General features: G+C 63.9%; 19 protein-coding genes. 4 read left to right on the plus strand and 15 right to left on the minus strand.

The window, feature by feature from the left end:
* The first annotated feature begins 31 nt into the window (after positions 1 to 31).
* Positions 32 to 1,237: a threonine synthase gene (locus O3303_RS18860; protein WP_269559917.1), complete on the plus strand. Its 1,206-nt coding sequence runs from the start codon at positions 32 to 34 to the stop codon at positions 1,235 to 1,237.
* A 234-nt stretch (positions 1,238 to 1,471) separates the two neighbouring features.
* Here the strand turns inward: O3303_RS18860 and O3303_RS18865 are convergent, their stop codons facing one another.
* Genes O3303_RS18865 through O3303_RS18880 form a run of 4 tightly spaced genes read right to left on the minus strand, consistent with a single transcriptional unit; the run spans position 1,472 to position 6,634 of the window.
* Positions 1,472 to 2,674, minus strand: a complete 1,203-nt coding sequence (locus O3303_RS18865) for a tetratricopeptide repeat protein (RefSeq protein WP_269559918.1) — start codon at positions 2,672 to 2,674, stop codon at positions 1,472 to 1,474.
* Positions 2,675 to 2,692: 18 nt separating this feature from the next.
* The gene (locus O3303_RS18870) at positions 2,693 to 3,949 is read right to left on the minus strand and encodes a tetratricopeptide repeat protein (protein ID WP_269559919.1); all 1,257 of its coding nucleotides are present in this window, start codon (positions 3,947 to 3,949) and stop codon (positions 2,693 to 2,695) included.
* A gap of 32 nt (positions 3,950 to 3,981) precedes the next feature.
* Positions 3,982 to 5,250 (minus strand): tetratricopeptide repeat protein, encoded by a 1,269-nt coding sequence (locus O3303_RS18875; protein ID WP_269559920.1) that lies wholly within the window; start codon positions 5,248 to 5,250, stop codon positions 3,982 to 3,984.
* 7 nt (positions 5,251 to 5,257) lie between these two features.
* Positions 5,258 to 6,634: an ATP-binding protein gene (locus O3303_RS18880; RefSeq protein ID WP_269559921.1), complete on the minus strand. Its 1,377-nt coding sequence runs from the start codon at positions 6,632 to 6,634 to the stop codon at positions 5,258 to 5,260.
* 616 nt (positions 6,635 to 7,250) lie between these two features.
* Here O3303_RS18880 and O3303_RS18885 point away from each other — a divergent pair.
* Complete coding sequence (locus O3303_RS18885) at positions 7,251 to 8,630, plus strand: ammonium transporter (protein WP_269559922.1); 1,380 nt, start codon at positions 7,251 to 7,253, stop codon at positions 8,628 to 8,630.
* A 248-nt stretch (positions 8,631 to 8,878) separates the two neighbouring features.
* Here O3303_RS18885 and O3303_RS18890 read toward each other — a convergent pair whose 3' ends face one another.
* The 8 genes from O3303_RS18890 to O3303_RS18925 form a co-directional block, all read right to left on the minus strand.
* Positions 8,879 to 9,673, minus strand: a complete 795-nt coding sequence (locus O3303_RS18890; protein ID WP_269559923.1) for a ZIP family metal transporter — start codon at positions 9,671 to 9,673, stop codon at positions 8,879 to 8,881.
* Positions 9,674 to 9,762: 89 nt separating this feature from the next.
* Positions 9,763 to 10,029: a DUF167 domain-containing protein gene (locus tag O3303_RS18895; RefSeq protein WP_269559924.1), complete on the minus strand. Its 267-nt coding sequence runs from the start codon at positions 10,027 to 10,029 to the stop codon at positions 9,763 to 9,765.
* A gap of 10 nt (positions 10,030 to 10,039) precedes the next feature.
* Positions 10,040 to 10,240: a DUF5683 domain-containing protein gene (locus tag O3303_RS18900; RefSeq protein WP_044014034.1), complete on the minus strand. Its 201-nt coding sequence runs from the start codon at positions 10,238 to 10,240 to the stop codon at positions 10,040 to 10,042.
* Positions 10,241 to 10,416: 176 nt separating this feature from the next.
* Positions 10,417 to 11,145 carry an endonuclease III domain-containing protein gene (locus tag O3303_RS18905; protein WP_269559925.1) on the minus strand — a complete coding sequence of 243 codons (729 nt, stop codon included), beginning with the start codon at positions 11,143 to 11,145 and terminating at the stop codon, positions 10,417 to 10,419.
* A 71-nt stretch (positions 11,146 to 11,216) separates the two neighbouring features.
* Complete coding sequence (locus tag O3303_RS18910) at positions 11,217 to 12,149, minus strand: hypothetical protein (protein WP_269559926.1); 933 nt, start codon at positions 12,147 to 12,149, stop codon at positions 11,217 to 11,219.
* Between the two features lie 105 nt (positions 12,150 to 12,254).
* Positions 12,255 to 12,656 (minus strand): hypothetical protein, encoded by a 402-nt coding sequence (locus O3303_RS18915; protein ID WP_269559927.1) that lies wholly within the window; start codon positions 12,654 to 12,656, stop codon positions 12,255 to 12,257.
* A gap of 12 nt (positions 12,657 to 12,668) precedes the next feature.
* The gene (locus O3303_RS18920; protein ID WP_269559928.1) at positions 12,669 to 13,079 is read right to left on the minus strand and encodes a response regulator; all 411 of its coding nucleotides are present in this window, start codon (positions 13,077 to 13,079) and stop codon (positions 12,669 to 12,671) included.
* Positions 13,080 to 13,274: 195 nt separating this feature from the next.
* Entirely contained in the window at positions 13,275 to 14,807 is a 1,533-nt protein-coding gene (locus O3303_RS18925) for a sensor histidine kinase (RefSeq protein ID WP_269559929.1), read from the minus strand.
* A 110-nt stretch (positions 14,808 to 14,917) separates the two neighbouring features.
* Between O3303_RS18925 and O3303_RS18930 the strand changes: the two genes are divergently transcribed.
* Complete coding sequence (locus O3303_RS18930) at positions 14,918 to 15,721, plus strand: TrmH family RNA methyltransferase (protein ID WP_269559930.1); 804 nt, start codon at positions 14,918 to 14,920, stop codon at positions 15,719 to 15,721.
* Here O3303_RS18930 and O3303_RS18935 read toward each other — a convergent pair.
* A complete protein-coding gene (locus O3303_RS18935) occupies positions 15,718 to 16,425 on the minus strand; it encodes a DoxX family membrane protein (RefSeq protein WP_269559931.1) in 708 nt (235 codons plus the stop codon). The genes O3303_RS18930 and O3303_RS18935 overlap by 4 nt on opposite strands.
* Before the next feature lie 138 nt (positions 16,426 to 16,563).
* On the opposite strand from O3303_RS18935, the gene O3303_RS18940 reads away from it, so the two are divergent.
* Complete coding sequence (locus tag O3303_RS18940) at positions 16,564 to 16,839, plus strand: acylphosphatase (protein WP_269559932.1); 276 nt, start codon at positions 16,564 to 16,566, stop codon at positions 16,837 to 16,839.
* Between the two features lie 18 nt (positions 16,840 to 16,857).
* Here O3303_RS18940 and O3303_RS18945 read toward each other — a convergent pair whose 3' ends face one another.
* A complete protein-coding gene (locus tag O3303_RS18945; RefSeq protein ID WP_269559933.1) occupies positions 16,858 to 17,607 on the minus strand; it encodes a YqjF family protein in 750 nt (249 codons plus the stop codon).
* Between the two features lie 207 nt (positions 17,608 to 17,814).
* Positions 17,815 to 18,051, minus strand: a complete 237-nt coding sequence (locus O3303_RS18950) for a hypothetical protein (protein ID WP_269559934.1) — start codon at positions 18,049 to 18,051, stop codon at positions 17,815 to 17,817.
* Positions 18,052 to 18,090 lie beyond the last annotated feature (39 nt).

Here is an 18,090-nt window from a genome sequence, read left to right on the forward strand (position 1 = left end):
CGACGGGGAGTTTTGCGTTCAACTCCCTGCTATGACCGCCCTCGAAACTGCCACCCAATCCCGTTTGCACGCGCTGCACTGCGCCGCCTGCCACGCCCCCCACGATGCCTTCACGCTCCAGCGCTTGTCCGAATGCTGCGCCCAGCCCCTGCTGGCCCGCTACGACCTCAGCGCCCCACTCACCCCCGCCGACGTCATAAACCCGGCCGATAACTCCATGTGGCGGTACCGCGCTCTGCTGCCCCTACTCGATGACAGCAACCTCGTAACGCTGGGCGAAGGTTGGACGCCGCTGCTTCCTTTGCCGCGCCTGGCGGCCCGCCATGGCCTGCGTAGTCTGCTGCTCAAGGATGAAGGCCAGAACCCCACCGGCTCGTTTAAGGCCCGGGGTTTGAGCATGGCGGTTTCCAAGGCCAAAGAATTAGGCGTAACCGGCTGCATCATTCCCACGGCCGGCAATGCGGGTGTTGCGCTGGCGGCGTACTGCGCCCGGGCCGGCCTGCGTTGCGTGGTGGTGATGCCCCGCCACACGCCCACGGCCTTTAAGGAGGAATGCTACTGGTACGGGGCCGAGGTACACCTCGTGGACGGCCTCATCAACGACTGCGCTGCCCGGGTGCGGGAGCTGAACGCCGCCGGCGAACTGCTCGACGTCTCGACGCTGAAGGAACCCTACCGCCTCGAAGGCAAGAAAACCATGGGCTACGAGCTGGCCGAACAACTCAACTGGTCACTGCCCGACGTGCTGCTGTACCCGGCCGGGGGCGGCACCGGCCTCATCGGCATCTGGAAGGCCCTGCGCGAAATGCAGGCGCTGGGCTGGCTGCCGCGCCACGCCAAATTGCCCCGCATGATAGCCGTGCAGGCCGCCAGCTGCTGCCCGCTGGTGGAAACCCGCGCCGGCCGCCAGCCCAACTGCCACGCCTACGTGGGCCAGCCCTCCATTGCCAACGGCTTGGCCGTGCCCCGCCCCTTGGGCGAACCGCTGATGCTGGATGTGCTGGATGAATCCAACGGCTTGGCCCTGGCCATTACCGACGAGCAGATGCTGGCTGGCATGCGCGAGCTAAGCCACTTGGAAGGCCTGTTCGTGGCCCCCGAAGGCGGGGCGCTCTGGAGCGCGGCCCTGCATCTGCTACACACTGGCCAGATCCGGCCCGAGGAGCAGATTCTGCTGCTCAACACCGGCTCGGCCCAGAAGTACCTGGATAACGTGCTGGGCCGGGCAAAAGGTTAGCAACCGGAACGATGTAGAGACGCAATACTTTGCGTCTCGTCGTTGCTGATGTTGGGTTGATGAACGGTGTAGAGACGCGACACTTCGCGTCTTGCTGATGTTGGGCTGTTCAAACGGACCTAACGGCGCAGACGACGCGACGCGAAGTGTCGCGTCTCTATGGCCGGGCAATGAAGCGGTAGAGATGCTTCGACAAGCTCAGCATGACGGTCATGCCCTCAACTGCCGCAGCATCTAACCACGCAAACCCATCACCCACACGTACACCAGCGTGCCGCCCAGAAACGTCAGGAACAACGGCCCCTCACCCGGTAGCGCCAGCGCATCGAAGCAGATGGCCAGCACGCCCGCGGCCGCCAGCCCCCAGCCAAACCACTTCGACTGCTGACGTCGTTTCGGGTGCCACTGCCGCTGGGTGCCCACCAGCGGAAACAGCAGCCCCAGCCCCACAATACCGGCCGTAGTAAGCGGACTGAGGTGGCCGTAATGGCCCGCGCCCAGCAGGGTCAGGGCACTCAGCAGCAAGGCCAGAAACTGGTTGGAATAGCGCGTATCAGCCTCGCTGAGGGCAAAGCGGCCGTAGCGGTTGAAGCGCAGCAGCGAGTTGAACAACGGCTCGGCAAACCAGCTCATGTACACCAGCACCAAGTACAGCGGCAGTAGCCCCGGCACCACCCGCGAGAGCAGAAACAGCCCGATAAACAGGCCCTGCCGGGTGCCTGGGCTCAGCGTCTGGGTCCAGACCATGAAGCGGTAGAAGCCGTTGTAGAGCCAGAAACGGGCTTTCAGGGCCGATACCAGGCCTTCGCGGGCGTAGTCGGAGGTGGGGTTGAGGCGCAGGGCTTCGCGGAAGTGGCCGGCGGCCTGCTTGGCGCGGCCGCGCTCCAGGGCCACCCAGCCCAGGTCGGCGTGGGTGCCGGCGTCGGAGGGGCTGTGGCGCAGGGCTTCATCGAGGTCGGCGGAGGCTTCGTCGCGGCGGCCGAGGCGGGCCAGGCAGCGCGCCCGCAGCCCCAGGCAGTCAACGTGGGTGGGGTCGGTCTGGAGGCCGGCTTCGGCGGCGCGCAAGGCAGCGTGCAGCTGCCCCTGCTGAAACCGGAGCTGGCCCAGCACGTGCTGGTAGTCGGCATCTTCGGGGTCGAGGGCCAGGGCCTGTTCAATGGCTTCCAACGCCGCCGGTAGCTCGTGCTGGCGCTGCAGGGTGGCGCTCAGCACGTAGAAGGCGAAGCTGCTTTCGGGGTCGAGGTGGATTGCCTGCTGGGCTTCGGCCTGGGCCTCGGGCAGTTGAGTCAGCTCCATCAAAGCCAACGCCAGCAAACAGTGCAGAAAGCTGTTGTCGGGGTCGTCGCGGAGCTGGCGGCGGGCTTCCTGCTCGGCCTCCTGGGGGCGCTTATGCTGCAATAGAAGTTGCACGCGGCTAATCGACTGGTAGGAATCCATGAATACAGGAAAGGGCAGTTAATCGAGATAAGAGAAGGCCAGCAGATAGAGCCAGGTTCCCAGGTTGAAATACAGCAGCACGGCCCGCCAACTCAAGCCGTACGCGGGCTGTAAGGCGCCCAGCACCACGGCCAGCACCAGCAGCCCGCCTGCGCAAAGGTAGCCCGCGCGGCGGCCCTGCACGGTGCTGAGGGTTTGCTGGCCCAGAGCCACTGCGGCCAAACTTAGCACCAGCAATAGCCCGGCCACGCCCGCAGTGCCTGGCAGCAGCAGGGCCGCCAGGGTGAGGTAGAACGCCAGTATAGCCCCGGCCTCCACAGCCAGTAGCCGGCCGTGGGGAGGCGGCAGCACGTGGCGGGTAGCGGGCCGCAGCAGCTGCCAGCTCAGGTGCAGGGTTTTGAAGCTGACAATCAGCAAAGCTGGCAGGAAAAAAAGCAGCACTGCCCCGGCCAGCACCGGTAGCGCATACTGCCGCAGGGTGGCAGCTTCCACGTCTTCCAGCGCGGCATAAAACACCACCAGAAACATCAGCACAAACGGGAAAAGCAGGAAAAAACCGGCCCGTTTGTCTTCTACAAACCACGGCCTGGGCGCCTTCGGCGGCAGAGCAAGCCCTGCCCTTGACACCGCTGTGGATACCACGCCCGCCCGGGCTTCCTGCGAAGTGGGGTCGAGGGCCAGGGCCTGCAGAAAATGCGCTTCCGCCTGCTGAAACTGGGCGTGCTCGAGGTGGCTGAACCCCAGATTGACGTGCGTGGGCGCAAACGTGGGAGCTTCGCGCAGCGCCTGCTGGTACTCCGGCTGCCAGTCGGCCCCGCCACCCAGCCGCGACAGGGCCCGCGCCCGGAGGTTGAGGCACTGCACGTGCTGCGGATGCAGGCACAGGCCTTGGTCGGCGGCGGTCAGGGCGGCTTGCGTATGGCCTTCGGCAAAGGCCACGGAACCCTGCAGGAAATGGTAGTCAGGCACGACGGGCTGCAGCTGCAGGGCCGTGGCAATGTGCAGGGCGGCCTCCTGCAGCTGCCCGCCCTGCAGGCACGCCAGGCTGAGCACGTAAAAGGCGAAGTCGTTCTGCGCGTCCAGCGCCACGGCCCGCTCGGCGGCCGGCCGGCTTTCGGCCGGCTTGTTCTGGCGAATCAGACTCAACCCCAGCAGCGCCTGCAGCTGGCTGGATTCCGGAAACCGGGCCAGCTGGCGCCGGGCTTCGGCTTCGGCCAGATCGGGGCGCAGCTGGCGCAGCAAAACCTGAATCCGGCGCGGCTGGAGCGTGTTCATGGAATGCATGATAGAGAAGGCCAAAGCGGCGGCTACTGTGCTGCCGCCCGGGCTCGGCGAATGGCCAGAAATCCAGCCCAGCTGGTAAGCCCCAGTACTCCCAGCGGCCCATATGGCCAAGTTGCCGGCCAGCTTGCGCACGTAATACTGAGTGCCAGCGCCAGCGCGGCTACCAGCACCTTTCCCAGGGGCGACTTTTCGGGTAAAGGTTGTTCGGAGGCTTGTTTGGAGGCGGCCCAGATGGCCATTGCCACCGTGGTAAGCCCGCCCGTGAGGCCCGGCCCCAGGCTGCTTTCCGGCACGCCCAGCCACACCAGCAACCAGAACATCCCCGTGAGCCAGGCCAGCAGCAACAGCGTAAAGGCCGCCACCGGTCCGTACCGCCAGAATGTTTGCTGCGCGTAAGGCAGGGCCGCGTCGGGGCGGTTGCGCAGGCGCCGCACCTGCGGGTGCAGGCGCCAGTACACGGCCTCAAATCCCATGAAGAGCAGTATAGGTATGCACAGCAGGCTCAGCGGAATCAGAATCAGCAGAAAGTGGCCCCAGGCTTTCAGCTTGCCTTGTTTGGTGCCTTCTGAGATGAACGTCAGATAAACATCCAGCCACACGGCCGCCCGACCAATCCAGAGTTGGCGGCGGATGGCCTGACGGGCTCCCTGCAGGGCCGTGGCATCGGTGGGAGCCAGGCGCAGCACCTCCTGAAAATGCGCCTGGGCTGCTGCATAGTGCTGCTGCCGCATAGCCTCGCGGCCCAGCAGCTGGTGCGCTTTCGGCAGGTTGGGATGAGCCGCCACCAGCTGCTGCAGCACCGGCGCCAGATCTGGCCAGCGCTGCTGCTCATGCAGCGCATTCGCTAGCGCTATCAGGCAGCCGGCGTGGCCCCGGTGGTTGGCGAGGCCCTGCGCGGCAACTTGCTGCGCCGCGGCTGGCTGGTTTTGATGCAAGTAAAGCTGAGCCTGAGCCGCCAGGTATTTGGGGTTGAAGGGCTGCAGGCGGAGTGCTTCCTGCAGCGCCCTTGCCCGGGCAGGCGCCTGTCCGGCCTGGTCTTCCACCAGAAACAGTACATAAAATGCCTCACTGGCGGCCGGGGCCAGGGCCAACGCCTGCTGAGCTACTTCCCGGGCCCCTTCCAGCAGGTTTTGTTGGTACAACGCAAAGCTGAGCAGGATGTGCGCAAATACATCCTGCGGATTGCGCGCCAGCTGCTGCCGAACCAGCTGCTCGGCCTGCTCCGGCCGGTGTATATCCAGCAGGTTCTGCACCGCGCTCTGCCACCGCGCGGCCGGGGTTCTGGGCATCATGACAAAGCTATTTTTTGATGCCGAGGTAGGTCAGGATGTCGTCGTAGGTGCCGCCTTCGTTGGAGTAGAGGGCGTAGTTTTTGGCCGTGGCAAACCACTCCTTGGTGCTGGGGCGCACCTGTTTGGCGGCGGCCAGCAAATGGCTCTGCTGCACCGGCCGCACTTGGCCGGCCTTCATCGACTCGCGCAGACAGGCTTCCACGGCCGTATCCACTACGGCCTGCAGGTCGGCGCCGGAGAGGCCGGCGGTCTGGGCGGCCAGGGCAGGCAGGCGCAGGTCGTCGGCTACGGGCTTGCCGCGCAGCAGCACTTCCAGGATGGCCACGCGGGCGGGTTCGTCGGGCGGCGTCACCAGCACAATCCGGTCGAAGCGGCCGGGGCGGCGGAAGGCAGGGTCGAGCTGCCAGGGGGCGTTGGTGGCGGCCAGAATCAGTACGCCGTCGTTGGAGCTGCGGGCCCCGTCCAGCTCCTCCAGAAACTGGTTGATGAGGGTGCGGCCGGCGCTCTGGCGCAGGTCGTGGCGGTTGGCGGCCAGGGCATCCACCTCGTCGAAAAACAGCACGCAGGGTGCCTGCATGCGGGCCAGCTCGAACAGCTCGTGCAGCTTCTTCTCGCTCTGGCCCATCCACATGTCCAGAATGTCGTTGATGCCCACGTGGATAAACGAGGCCTTTACCTCGCCGGCTGTGGCGCGGGCCAAGTAGGTTTTGCCGCAGCCGGGCGGGCCGTAGAGCAACAGCCCGCCCCCGGCCGCCTTGCCGTAGGCTTTGTAGAGGTCGGGGTGCAGCAGTGGCTGAATCATCTTCATCCCGATTTCCTCTTTCACCGCCTCCATGCCGCCCACGTCCTGAAACGTGATTTTCGGCTTCTCCAGGCCCGCAAACAGGGCGCGCTCATCCAGGCCCTGGTCCGAAACGTGGGTGGCATTGTAGTCGGCCGGGGCGCCGCCGGTGGCGGGCTGGGCGGCCGGACGCAACCCCAGCTGCTCGTCGAGGTTGGTGTCGCGGAGGCTGCCGTCGAGGTGCAGGGCCTGCTGGTAGGCGGCGCGGGCTTCGTCGGGCGGGCCGCCGGCGCGGGCCAGTACCCGAGCGTGCAGCAGGTGGGCGCGGGCGTGGTCGGGGTGGGCGCGCAGCACCTCTTCCAGCACCACCAGCGCGGCCGAGGTTTTGAGCAGGGCGGCGTAGGTTTCGGCCAAACCCAGCTGCAGCTCCACGTCGTCGGGGGCCTGGCGCAACCCCAGGCGGTAGTGGTCTTCGGCTTCGGCAAAACGGCCCATCTGGCGCAGCAGGCCAGCTACGTGGCGGCGCAACGGCACGTTTTCGGGGGAAAACTGCAGGGCGTCGAGCAGGGGTTGTAAGTCGGATGGATTGGGTAAGGCGGCCATAATCTACACGATAAAGAGAGGCCGCAAGCTACGGGTTTTGCGGCCAATTGGCGCGGCAGAACCGGCATCCTTACCGCCGCAAATACAAGGCTTGCCGGCGCCTGGTGGCAGGTAGAGGCCAGTCTGGCCCGTGAGTCCCTTGCGGGGTTTAATGGTTTTGCCTGCCAGCCCGGCTGCCTTGTTTCTCACGCGTATTCTGCGCGTGCTACCGCCAGTTTTGTCGTTGGTCAGGTGAGCTATGTCGTGCATCTGACCGCCGCGTAGTGCTGGCGCTACGCAGCGCGTTCGGCAGTTGGTGCAGCAGCAGGTACCCGTAAAAATCGTGCGGCTGCCAAACGGGACGGATTTCGGTGCCTTCCCGTTTGAGCCGCTAGCTACAGCGGCCTCGCCCAACTGCCAGATAATCCTGCCGGCACCGTGCCACTGGTGCGCTGATAGGTGTTTTATCCCAAAAATGTGTTTTGTCTGGATATTGGGTTATAATTTAGGGGTGCTTTCTTAGTAAATCTTATAAATTAAGCTGATGTAGGGTAAATTCCGAGGGTAGTAGTTGCTGATAAGGGTGTTTTATTGTTAAATTGCCTTTGCATAACGCACTGCACCGATTCCTGTAGACATGATTGCTCCCTCAAAAAAGCTTACCAGTCTGAGCATGTTTTCGCTGGTTACGCTGATCGGGCTGGCGGCGGTGGCGGCCTTCACGGAAGTGGCGCATCCGGCCGCGCTGGCGGGCTCGCTCAACGGCGCCGACGTGGCCTGGATGCTGACGGCCACGGCCTTCGTGCTGATCATGACGCCGGGCCTGTCGTTCTTCTACGGCGGCATGGTGCGGCCCAAAAACGTCATCAGCACCATGCTGCAGAGCTTCGTGGCCATGGGCGTGATTACGCTGGTATTCTACTTTGTGGGTTTCTCACTGGCCTACGGCGACTCCTGGCACGGCCTGATCGGCAATCCGCTGACGTTTATGATGCTGCGCAACGTAGGCACCGCGCCAAATCCGGCGTTTGCGGCTACCATTCCGTTTGTGCTCTACTTCGCGTTTCAGCTCAAGTTTGCCGTTATCACGCCGGCGCTTATTACCGGCTCGTTTGCCGAGCGGGTGCGCTTCAAGGGCTACCTGGCCTTTATGGTGCTGTTTTGCCTGTTCATCTACTGCCCGCTGGCCCACTGGACCTGGCACCCCGAGGGCTTCCTGCGGCAGTGGGGCGTGCTTGACTTTGCTGGCGGCACGGTGGTGCACATTTCGGCGGGCATTGCGGCGCTGGCCGGCGCCATGGTGCTGGGCCGCCGCACCACGCACGTGCGCAAAGCGGCTTTTTCCACGCCCAATGTGCCCTACGTGCTGTTGGGTACCGGGCTGCTGTGGTTCGGCTGGTTCGGCTTCAATGCCGGCTCTTCGCTGGCTGCCAACGAAGTGGCCGCGCTGGCCTTCGTGAACACCATGCTGGCCTCGGGCGCGGCCCTCACGGCCTGGCTGCTGGTCGAAACGGTGCACGGCGGCAAGCCTACCGCGCTGGGCGCCTGCATCGGGGCCGTGGTAGGGCTGGTAGGCATCACGCCGGCAGCGGGCTTCGTGCAGTACGGCCACAGCATTTTCATCGGCGTCGTGGCGTCGCTGATCAGCTACGGGGCCGTGCATTGGAAAAACAACCGCACCACCCTCGACGACACGCTGGATGTGTTTCCGTGCCACGGCCTGGGCGGCATCGTGGGCATGCTGCTTACCGGCGTATTCGCCGATAAAGTGGGTTTGGTGCACGGTTCGGCCACGGTTTTCGGCTACCACGTGCTGGGTTTGGTGATTGTGGTGACCTACTCGTTCGTGGGCTCCTGGCTACTGCTCAAGCTCACCGACCGCCTCTTCGGGCTGCGCGTGAAGCTGCAGGACGAAGAGTTGGGCCTAGACCTGAGCCAGCACGAGGAGTCCACCTACCACATCGATGAAGAATTTGAGCGCAGCTACCGCCGCGAGCCGGTGGTAGAGGGCGTGTAAGTATCACCCGGCCACTGGCCCTCCGGCTCCGGAAAGCGGGGGTGGCCAACGCCGGGTGTGTTGAGGAGTGGGGAGAAAAAGCCGTCAGGGGGGAATCTGACGGCTTTTTCGTGTAGCGTAATCTGTTATCCTGAGCTTGCGAAGGACCTTATCACGCTGGCACAAGCCATTATCTGACGCACCGTTCAGACATGATAGGGTCCTTCGCAAACTCAGGATGACAGAAGGCTCAAAATGATAGATGCCGTTTACTCCATCTTGCTCAGGAAAAACGACACCAGGAACCCCAGTACCGTAATAAAGCCCGTGAAATTGTGGGCCACTGCAAAGGCCTCCGGAATCATCGTGTCGGCAATCATGGCCAGCACGGCCCCGGCCGATACGGCCATGGTGGCGGCTACTACCTCGTTGGAAAAATGGCTGAACACCGTGTAGCCCGCCAGCGAGGCCAGGCCCGAAATCAGGGCAATGCCGGCCCACAGCAGCAGCACGTAGCGGGCCGGGCGGCCGGCCTTGCGCATGCCCGAGGCGCTGGAAAGGCCCTCGGGTAGGTTGGAGAGGAAGATGGCCACCACCGCTACCACGCTCACCCCGCCGCCCGCCAGCATGCTCAGCCCGATAACGATGCTCTCAGGAATACCATCCAGCAAAGCCCCGATGGCCAGAGCCAGGCTGTTGTCGTCGCCGCCTCCGGAGGCTTCCGTATGGCCCTGCTGCACGGCGGTGCGCTCCTGCTGTTGGTGCTCGCCGGAGCGTTTGCGGTGCTTGGCGCCGTGGCGGGCCAGTAGCCAGTTGGCCAGCGTGAAGGCCGCTGCTCCGCCCAGAAAGCCTAGCGCCGTGGCCATAAAGCCGCCCTTATGGTAGGCTTCCTCCATCAGCTCCAGGGAGAGAGTGGCAATCAGTACGCCGCTGCCAAAGGCCATGATGGCGGCAATAAGCCGCTGCGGTACCCGCAGAAAATAGCCCGCAGCCGCGCCCAGCAGCAGCGCCGACCCCGACACAAGCCCCCAAAATCCGGCCTGCGCCCACATCGGAAAAGTCATAACTCGTTGGTTTCTTTTAGTATTTAGTATTGGGTACTGAGTATTGGGTACTCAATACCCAATACTCAGTACCCACTGTAATGCCGCCTTCAGGCAGCGGAATAGCGCGCCAGCGTGGCCTGCAGGGCTTCGTTGGAGAGGCCGGCCAGTTCCACTTTCTTGAACGGGGCGGTGTGGCCGCTCAGCAGGTTCAGCTGCGACTTGGGCAGCCCGAACACCTCCGCTAAGTACGCCAGCAGGCAGGCGTTGGCCTTGCCGTCCTGCGGGGGCGCGTGCAGGCGCACCGTAATGGTGCCATCCGGGGCTACCAGCAAGGCATTTTGGCGGGCGTTGGGTTTGGCCTTCAGATGAAGCACGGCCATGCCGCTACGCCGGGTCGTTGTAGGCGTCGTACACGTTCCAGGCCCAGATAACGAACGGCACCACGATAGTCCAGACCAGGAAGAAGCTCAGTGCGCCGCCCACAGCCCAGATCAGGAAGGCCTTCAAAATCTGCCCCTTGATGAGCTGCCCCAGGCCGGGAATGAAAAACGAAAGCAAAGCCGGTACGCCGTAAGTAGGTTTCATGGGATGAGGTGAATGTTAGTGATGAGGTGATGAGGTGAATGGTGATGACGCAATAACGTCATTCCGAGTGGAGCGAGGAATCTCGCGTGCTGATGTTGCAGTAGTACTCCAACATCAGCACGCGAGATGCTTCGGCTACGCCTCTGCATGATGTTCTTCATCACCTCATCACCTCATCACCTCACCCGCGCCTGGCCGAATGGGCATTGGTCGAGGACGACGCAGCGGCCGCAGGCAGGCGTGTGGAAATAGCAGCACTTCTGGCCGTGGAACATCAGCGCCTCATGGTGGTCGTAGACCTGCTGGGCATCCCAGCCGGGTGGGAGCAGGGCCTCCAGCAGCTTGTGCGCGGCCGCCTCGCCCACTTTCGGGCCGATGAGGCCCAGGCGCTGCGCCACGCGGTGGTGGTGGCTATCGACGGGCATGGCCGCGATGCGCAGAGTGCTGAAGAGCAGCACCGCGGCGCTGGTTTTGGGCCCGATGCCCGGAATGGCCTCCAGCCAGGCCCGCGCCTCGGGCACCGGCAGGTCGGCCAGAAACTCCAGGTGGCAGGGGCCACCATTGCACCGGGTGCTCACTTCGCGTAGCACAGCCTGAATGCGCGGCGCCTTCTGCTCGGGCCAGGTGCAGGCGCTGATGGCCTGCTGCACTTCTTCAGTAGGCGCATCGCGCACGGCCTCCCAGGTAGGAAAGCGGCTCCTTAGCTCCTGATAGGCCCGGTGCGAGTCGTGGTTGCGGGTGCGGTGCGACAGCAGCGCGCTGACCAGCTCGCTGAGCGGGTCTTTGGTGCTGAAAAACGGGAAAGGAGCGCCGTACTCTGCGCACAGGCGCGCATGCACCAGCAGGGCTTTGCGGCGGCGCGCTTCCGTGTCGGCATCCACTGCCGAAAAAAGGTCTGGTATCACACCTGCAGCCTACGCAGGCACGGGCCCCGGCGTTGGCAGGGCGGCCGGTTTTGGCGCGCTCCGTCTCCCAGCTACTGCCCGCGGTTGTAGAGGCTGATGGCTTGGCGGACGTTGTTCTGGGTTTTGCCGCCCAGCACCAGCGGCACAATCATCAGCGGTAGGCTGGCATACACCAGCGGCGAAATGGAGGGCCCGTTGCTGTTCTGGTTGAGCGACTGCACCAGCCCGGCCACCAGCAGGCCCCCGGCCGCCACGTAGCTCAGCGTGGTGTAGGTCTGGTACTGGCGGGCCTGCAGCAGCAGGCTGGTAGCGGCCTGGTTGTCGGCGGTGGCCAGGGCAAGGGTGCGTACGTTCAGGTTCTCAATCGGGCCGTTGTCTTTGCTGAAATACTCGGTTTTGGTGGTGCGGTACGCCGGCCCGCCAAAGCCGTAGGGGTAGCCCCCAAACCCGCCGTAGCGGCCATAGCCCCCGCCGAACCCGCCCATGCCGTTGCCGGCGTACTGCGTGCTGGTGATGGAATACAGACTGATGCGGCCTACTTTATCACGGCGCAGCGTGGACTCGCGGGAGGAGCGGCCGGGCAGCGTGGTGCGCACGTAGAAACCGGTTTCGTCTTCGTAATAGCGCACTTGTTCCAGCTCGAAGCGCTGCTGCCCGTCCATCAGTAGGTAGGGGCGGCCCAGCAGGGGCTGCTTCACCAGCACGTCGAAGCCCTTATAGACCTGCCCGCTTTTCAGACCCACACTGTAACGGGTGGTGGCGGCCGGCGGCAAAGGTGCCTGCTGCGGCGCCGTAGCGGGGGCTGCCGGGGGCGCAGCCAGCTGGCGCGGCGCGGCCTGGCGCGTAGTGTCGGGAGTGGCAGCCGGGACGGCGGCCGCTGGCGGGCGGGTGGCGGGGGCCGGCGGCAGCGTGTTGAGCTCACGCGGAACCTGCTGGGCCCGCACGGCAGCGGGCGCGGCCAGTCCCAGCCCCAACGACATCAGCAAGGCAGAACGAAGTAGCATACGAGGAGGGCAGAAGGGCGAAGAATAAGGCGCCAGGAAGAAACGTCGCCTCAGAATAGACAAGTGTGCAGGAGCAGCAAAATAAGTGCCCGGTTTGGGGTTTTGCTACGGCAGTTGCGCCAGCCAAGCCCGCGCCGTAGCTTCTTCCTGAAAATATTCCGCCTGAAAGGTATCGTTCTGCCCGACATGCAGCAGGATATTCTTCACAGACGTCTGGTTGAAGACGTCCTCGCTGGTGATGATGGCCACGGCACGGTAGCCGGCCGCCAGGGCCTGCGGAAAAAACACCTCCTGAATCCACTGCTGGTCGGCGCGCGGAATAACGCGCATCAGGCGCAGGTCGCTCAGGGATTTGGCCGTGCCATACTGCTGCTGCAGTTGCAGCAGGGCTTCGTGAGCTGCCCGTAGGGGGGCGCCGTTGGCAAAGCCGTTCCAGACCTGAACCAGGCCGGGAATGGTGTCGTCGTAGTAAATGCGGGTGGTGTCGTTTTCGAACTTCAGCGTCATGATTGCGCGGTGCTATTTAAGGAGCTTCTCGAGCAGGCTCATGCTGTCCACCATGTCGGTCGTGGTTTCAAAGTCAATGGGCTTGAGGATGTAGCCGCTCACGCCCAGGTTCTGGGCATTGAGCCGGTCCACGTCCATGCCGGAGGTGGTGGTGATGAACACCGGAATGCCGGCTAGGTCGGGGTTGCGGCGGATTTCGGCCAGAAACTCGTGCCCGTTCATTTTGGGCATGTTCAGGTCCAGCAGAATCACCTCGGGCAGCGGCCGGATGGGCTCCACGCCGTTCTGGCCCAGCAGCAGGTCCAGGGCCTCCAGGCCGTTGAAGGCGGTGTACAGCTTGTGCTGCACGCTGAATTTCTCAAATGACTTCTTCACCGTCATGGTGTCAAAGAAATCGTCTTCTACAAGCAGTACGGAGCGCATGATAGGGATGGGGTAATGGGGTGGTGGGGGATGAGGCGGTTAGGTGATTGGGCAGTGAGGTAATAGGATGATGGTGAAGCAGTGATGGGCAGATGAATGGACGGGATGATTGGAAATCAGGGCAAGCATATCACTCCATCACCTCATTACTCCATCATCTTTCACCTCATCAATTCATTACCTCACCACCCAAAATCACTTCACCGCCTCTTTCGGCCAAGTAAACACGAAGGCGGCGCCTTGGCCCACGGCCGACTCGACGTGGATACTGCCCTTTTGCTCGTCGATGATTTTCTTAACGATACTCAGGCCGATGCCGGTGCTTTCGGCCGTGTGCCGGTCGCGCAGGGTCTGGAAAATAAGAAAGATCTTCTCGTGGTATTCGGGCGCGATGCCCGGGCCGTCGTCCTGCACCCGAAACTCGTAGCACTTGCCCACGTCGCGGCAGCCGACGGTGATAGTGCCCGCCTCTTTGTCGTGGTATTTGGCGGCGTTGCTCATCAGATTCGTGAACACCTGCTGCAGGCTCAGGCGGTCGGTGTGCAGCACCGGCAGCGAGTCAGCCAGCTCTACCCGGAAGCTAAGCGGCACCACCATTTCCGTGATTTCGCTCACCAGTTGCGCCACGTTCACTTCCTCGATGTGCTGCTCGGTGCGGCCCGCGCGGGCGTAGGCCAGCAGGCCGTTGATGAGGTCTTCGAGGCGGCTGAGACGGCCTTTCATCATGTCCAGGTACTGGCGCATCTGCTCGCTCAGCTCGCCGTGCAGCTCGTCCTCAATCCACTTGACCACCGTCATCACGCCCCGCAGCGGCGCTTTCAAGTCGTGGGAGGCTACGTAGGCAAACTGGTCCAGCTCCAGGTTGCGGTTTTTGAGAGCCGTGAAGTTCTCATCGAGCGTCTGGGTCATGCGGTTGAGCGAGGTGGCCAGCTTGCCCAGCGTGTCGCGCTGCTGGTCCTGGCTGATCTTCACGCTGAAGTCGCCCTGCACCACCTGGTTGGCCAGGTTCTCAATGATTTCGATGCGCTGGGCCGTGTCGTCGTTCACGGTGGTCAGCTGTTGCTGCAGGCGCTGGTTGGCGCGCAGCTCGCGCGAGATTTTCGAGAACAGCCACAGCACAATCAGCACGGCCAGCACCGCCGACACGACGATGGCCAGCGGGCTGGTGTTTTCGTAGAAATCCTGGTTCTGGCGGCGCTGGTCGAGCAGAACCGTTTCGTCCACCGTTATTTCATCCAGCAGCCGCCGGATATCGTTCAGCGTGTTTTTGTCGGCCAGCACCAAGTCGCGGGCGGCCTCAAGCGAGGCTGGCGCGCGCTGCCACTTGGTGAGCAGGGCCCGCTCAAAGGCAATCAGCTGCCGCAGGCTGTCGAGGCGGCCCTGCTGCGTGGGGTTGTCGCGGGTGAGCAGCAGCAGCGAGTCGAAGTTGCGCAGGGCGCCGTCGAGGCTGCTCTGCACCTCGTCCAGGCGGGTGGTGTCGTTCAGCAGCAGGTAGTTGCGCACGGCCAGCTGGGCGTCGCGGGTGCGCATGCGCATGTCGGAGGTGTGCTGCATCACCTGGTAGGTGTGCTCCACCTGCCGCGTGTAAAAGCTCAGTTGCTGAATGCTGCGGTAGGCCAGCAGCGAGGTGAGCGTGAGCACCAGCAGCGCCACCGTGAAGCCGAGAAGAATCTTGGTATTGAGTTGTAGCCGCATCTGCAGGAAAAAGGCGAAACCGAAAGTCAGCACGCTTACGCGCCTGCAAGGATAACGGTTGGGGCACGGAAAAGCACGCCGCCTCTCGGCCCCGGTGCTGTATCTTTGGGGCGCCCGCCGGATTGCCGGGCTCGTCTTTCGTTATGCCCGACCTCCTTTCCAGTCCCCAGAACCCGCGCATCAAAAATCTGCTCAAGCTGCAGCAAAAATCGTCGGAGCGGCGCGAGCAGGGCCTCACCATCATTGAAGGCCTGCGCGAGCTGACCATTGCCCGGGCTGCCGGCGTGGCTGTGCCCACGCTGTTTGTGTGCCCCGAGCTAGCCGGCCCCGAGCGGCAGCAGCAGCTGCAGGCCCTGTTTGGAGAAGGCCCGACGGAGTGGTTTGAGGTGTCGAAGGCGGTGTTTGAGAAAGTGGCGTACCGCGAAGGCTCCGACGGCGTGCTGGCCCTGGCGCAGCCGCCGCGCCACACGCTGGCCGGGCTGAAGCTGCCGGCCTCGCCGCTGCTGCTGGTGCTGGAGGCTGTGGAGAAGCCCGGCAACCTGGGTGCCATCCTGCGCACCGCCGACGCCGCCCGCGCCGACGCCGTCATCATCTGCGACCCACGCACCGACCTGTATAATCCCAACGCCATCCGCAGCAGCATCGGCTGCATTTTCACGGTGCCCACCGTAGCCACTACCCGGCAGGAACTGCTCGGCTGGTGCCAGCAGCACGGCATCCGCACCTACGCCGCCGCCCTCACCGACCACGCCCGCCCTTACACCCAGTATGACTTCCGCGGCCCCACCGCCTTCGTGATGGGCACCGAAGCCGACGGCCTCACGCCCGAGCTCATGCAGGCCTGCACCGAAACCATCATCATCCCGATGGGCGGCTACATTGATTCGCTGAACGTGAGCACCGCCACGGCCATCCTCACGTTTGAGGCCGTGCGCCAGCGCGGCTAGACGCCGGGCGCGGCGGCGGTGCGGCGGCGGCGCCACAGCAGCAGGCCGCCGGCCGCCAGCAGGAGCAGCAGGCCCGCCAGCATGGTGCCCACCATCACGCGCAGCGAAACCGGGTAGAGCAGGCTGCCGCCCATAAATACGGCCGCCCCCAGCCACCACAGCGCCTCCAGGCCCCGCGGCCCGGTGCGCAGCGGCACCGCCCGGATGGTTTCGGGCTGTGCGGGCGGGTAGAACACGTACTTGAGCCGGTGGTAGTCGTGCAGCAGCAAACCCAGGGTTAGAATCAGAAAGCCGCAGACAAGGGATGGAGTGCCCCGCCAATCCTCAACTCCCTGCCAGTCCTGAGACCAAGTAAACATAATGATGCCTGCCCATATCGGCACCAGCATCAGGGCTCCCAACAGCGCAAACCGGCCCGTTAGCAGTAACAAACCAATGATCAGTTGCGCTACCCCAATGAATTGGGCGAAAAGCTGCAAGCCATACTTCGCCAGCAAGGTGTGGTTCATCGGTGGGCCCATCAGCCACGGTATCTGGTTGTCGGAGAGCTTGTAGAGGCCGGCGCTCAGCATGAAAGCCCCCAGCAAGAGCCGGACACTTATCAGATATACCCTCCGCAGCCAGCCACCAGTCCAGAGCGTTAGGGCAACCGCCAGAATGGGCAGAACGACGGTGAGGGTATAGAAGAATTCAGGCGCCGGCATAGGGTATCGATAAGATGCTTGGCCGCGAATCAACGCATAAAATGCCAGACGCCCCAGCCCCGGATGCAGCACGCAGGTTGCGCGGTGTTATGGCCGTTTGCCACCTTTGAACTTTCGTACCCGTTTCCCTGCCTTTCTATGGCCATTCAGCACCGCACGTTTCTCGTTCATGGCCGCGTCCAGGGCGTTTTCTACCGCCAGAGCACCGTGCAGCAGGCCCGGCAACTGGGCCTCCACGGCTACGCCCGCAACAACCCCGACGGCACCGTCACCATCGAAGCGGAAGGCCCGGCCGAAGCGCTGGACGCTCTGCAGGCCTGGTGCCACCACGGCCCGCCCGCGGCGCACGTAACTCAGGTGGAGGTATCGGCTGGGCCGGTGCAGCGCTACACTACGTTTGAGGTGCGGCGGTAGCGCTGCACCGGCGCCGGCTTACACGCGGCGTAGCTCCTGCACCTGCACATCCAGCGGATCGGCGGCGTAGAGGAGCGGTGGCCCCAGCGGGGTGGGCAGGCCGTGGCTTTCCACCAGCGTCGAGTCCCACTCCTGCAGCGTGGCTTCCCGCAGCGTCCAGGGCTCGTGCCACAGGCGGCCGCGCCACAAATTATTACCCTGCACGCCTTGCTGCAGGTCGGCGCCGGCCGTGTACAGGCAATACCGCTCCGTGAGAAAATAGGCCAGCGTACCCGGCTGGGCCAGGGGTAATGTCGCGCCCGGCGTCCAGGTAGCCGCGAAGGTGGCGGGGGCCGCGCCCCGGTGGGTGCGCTCGGCCACCGCCCGCAGGCTGCCCGCCGCTTCCGTCAGGCTGATGCGGGCGTGCAGATACGGCAGGTGAAACAAGGTGCGGGCCGCCCACACGCCCAGCGGCTGCGTGGCATCCAGCGACAAAAACCACACGCCGGGCACACCGTCGAGGGTGGCGTAGGTGCGCACGTTAAGCTCGTGCAGGGCACTCAGGCCCGGCACGGCCGGCAGGCCCAGCGGCCGGATGTGGCTCATCGTGAACGGCACCACGCCCAGCCACGCATGCCCCTCAAACGTGTCCACTTCCAGCCGGGCCGGCAGATAGGGGCGGAGCAGCTCGGGCGGCACGGGCCAGTGCGCAAACAGCAGGTTGCTCCAGCGCTGCCGCATCAGGTGCAGGCGGCTGCGCATCGGAGTAGGGGAGAAATCAGGAAGCACGGGGGTAGTTCAGGAGTGGAATGGCAGGTAGCAATACAACAAACACAGCCCGCATCTGGCCTTCCGGCAACAAAAAAGCGCGGCCATTGGCCGCGCCTGTTGCTGTATTATAGTCTGCCGGTAAGCTTAGCCGGCTTGTTTGTACACCACTTTCTCCAGGTTCTCCAGCCGCTGCCGCAGCTCCCGTACCTCGGTTTCCTGGGTGGTCTACGTGGTTTGCACCCGGTCGAAGCGCTCCGTTTGCCGGTTCATGGCGTCCAGCACGGCCGTGGTCATGTTGTTGAAGGCGCTTTCCAGCCGGTTGAAGCCGTGACCCATTTCCTGGCGCAGGCCGCCCATTTCCTGTTGCAGGGCGGAAACGTCGCGCTGCACTTTGTCCAGCGTAATCAGAATATCAGCTACCACTTCGGGCAGGTCGCGCTTATTGCGGTTTTCGGAATCCATTGCAGATAGAGGTTGGCGAGGGCTCTGCGAATATAAGCA

This window comes from Hymenobacter canadensis (assembly GCF_027359925.1).
In the GTDB taxonomy this organism is placed as follows: Bacteria; Bacteroidota; Bacteroidia; order Cytophagales; family Hymenobacteraceae; genus Hymenobacter; species Hymenobacter canadensis.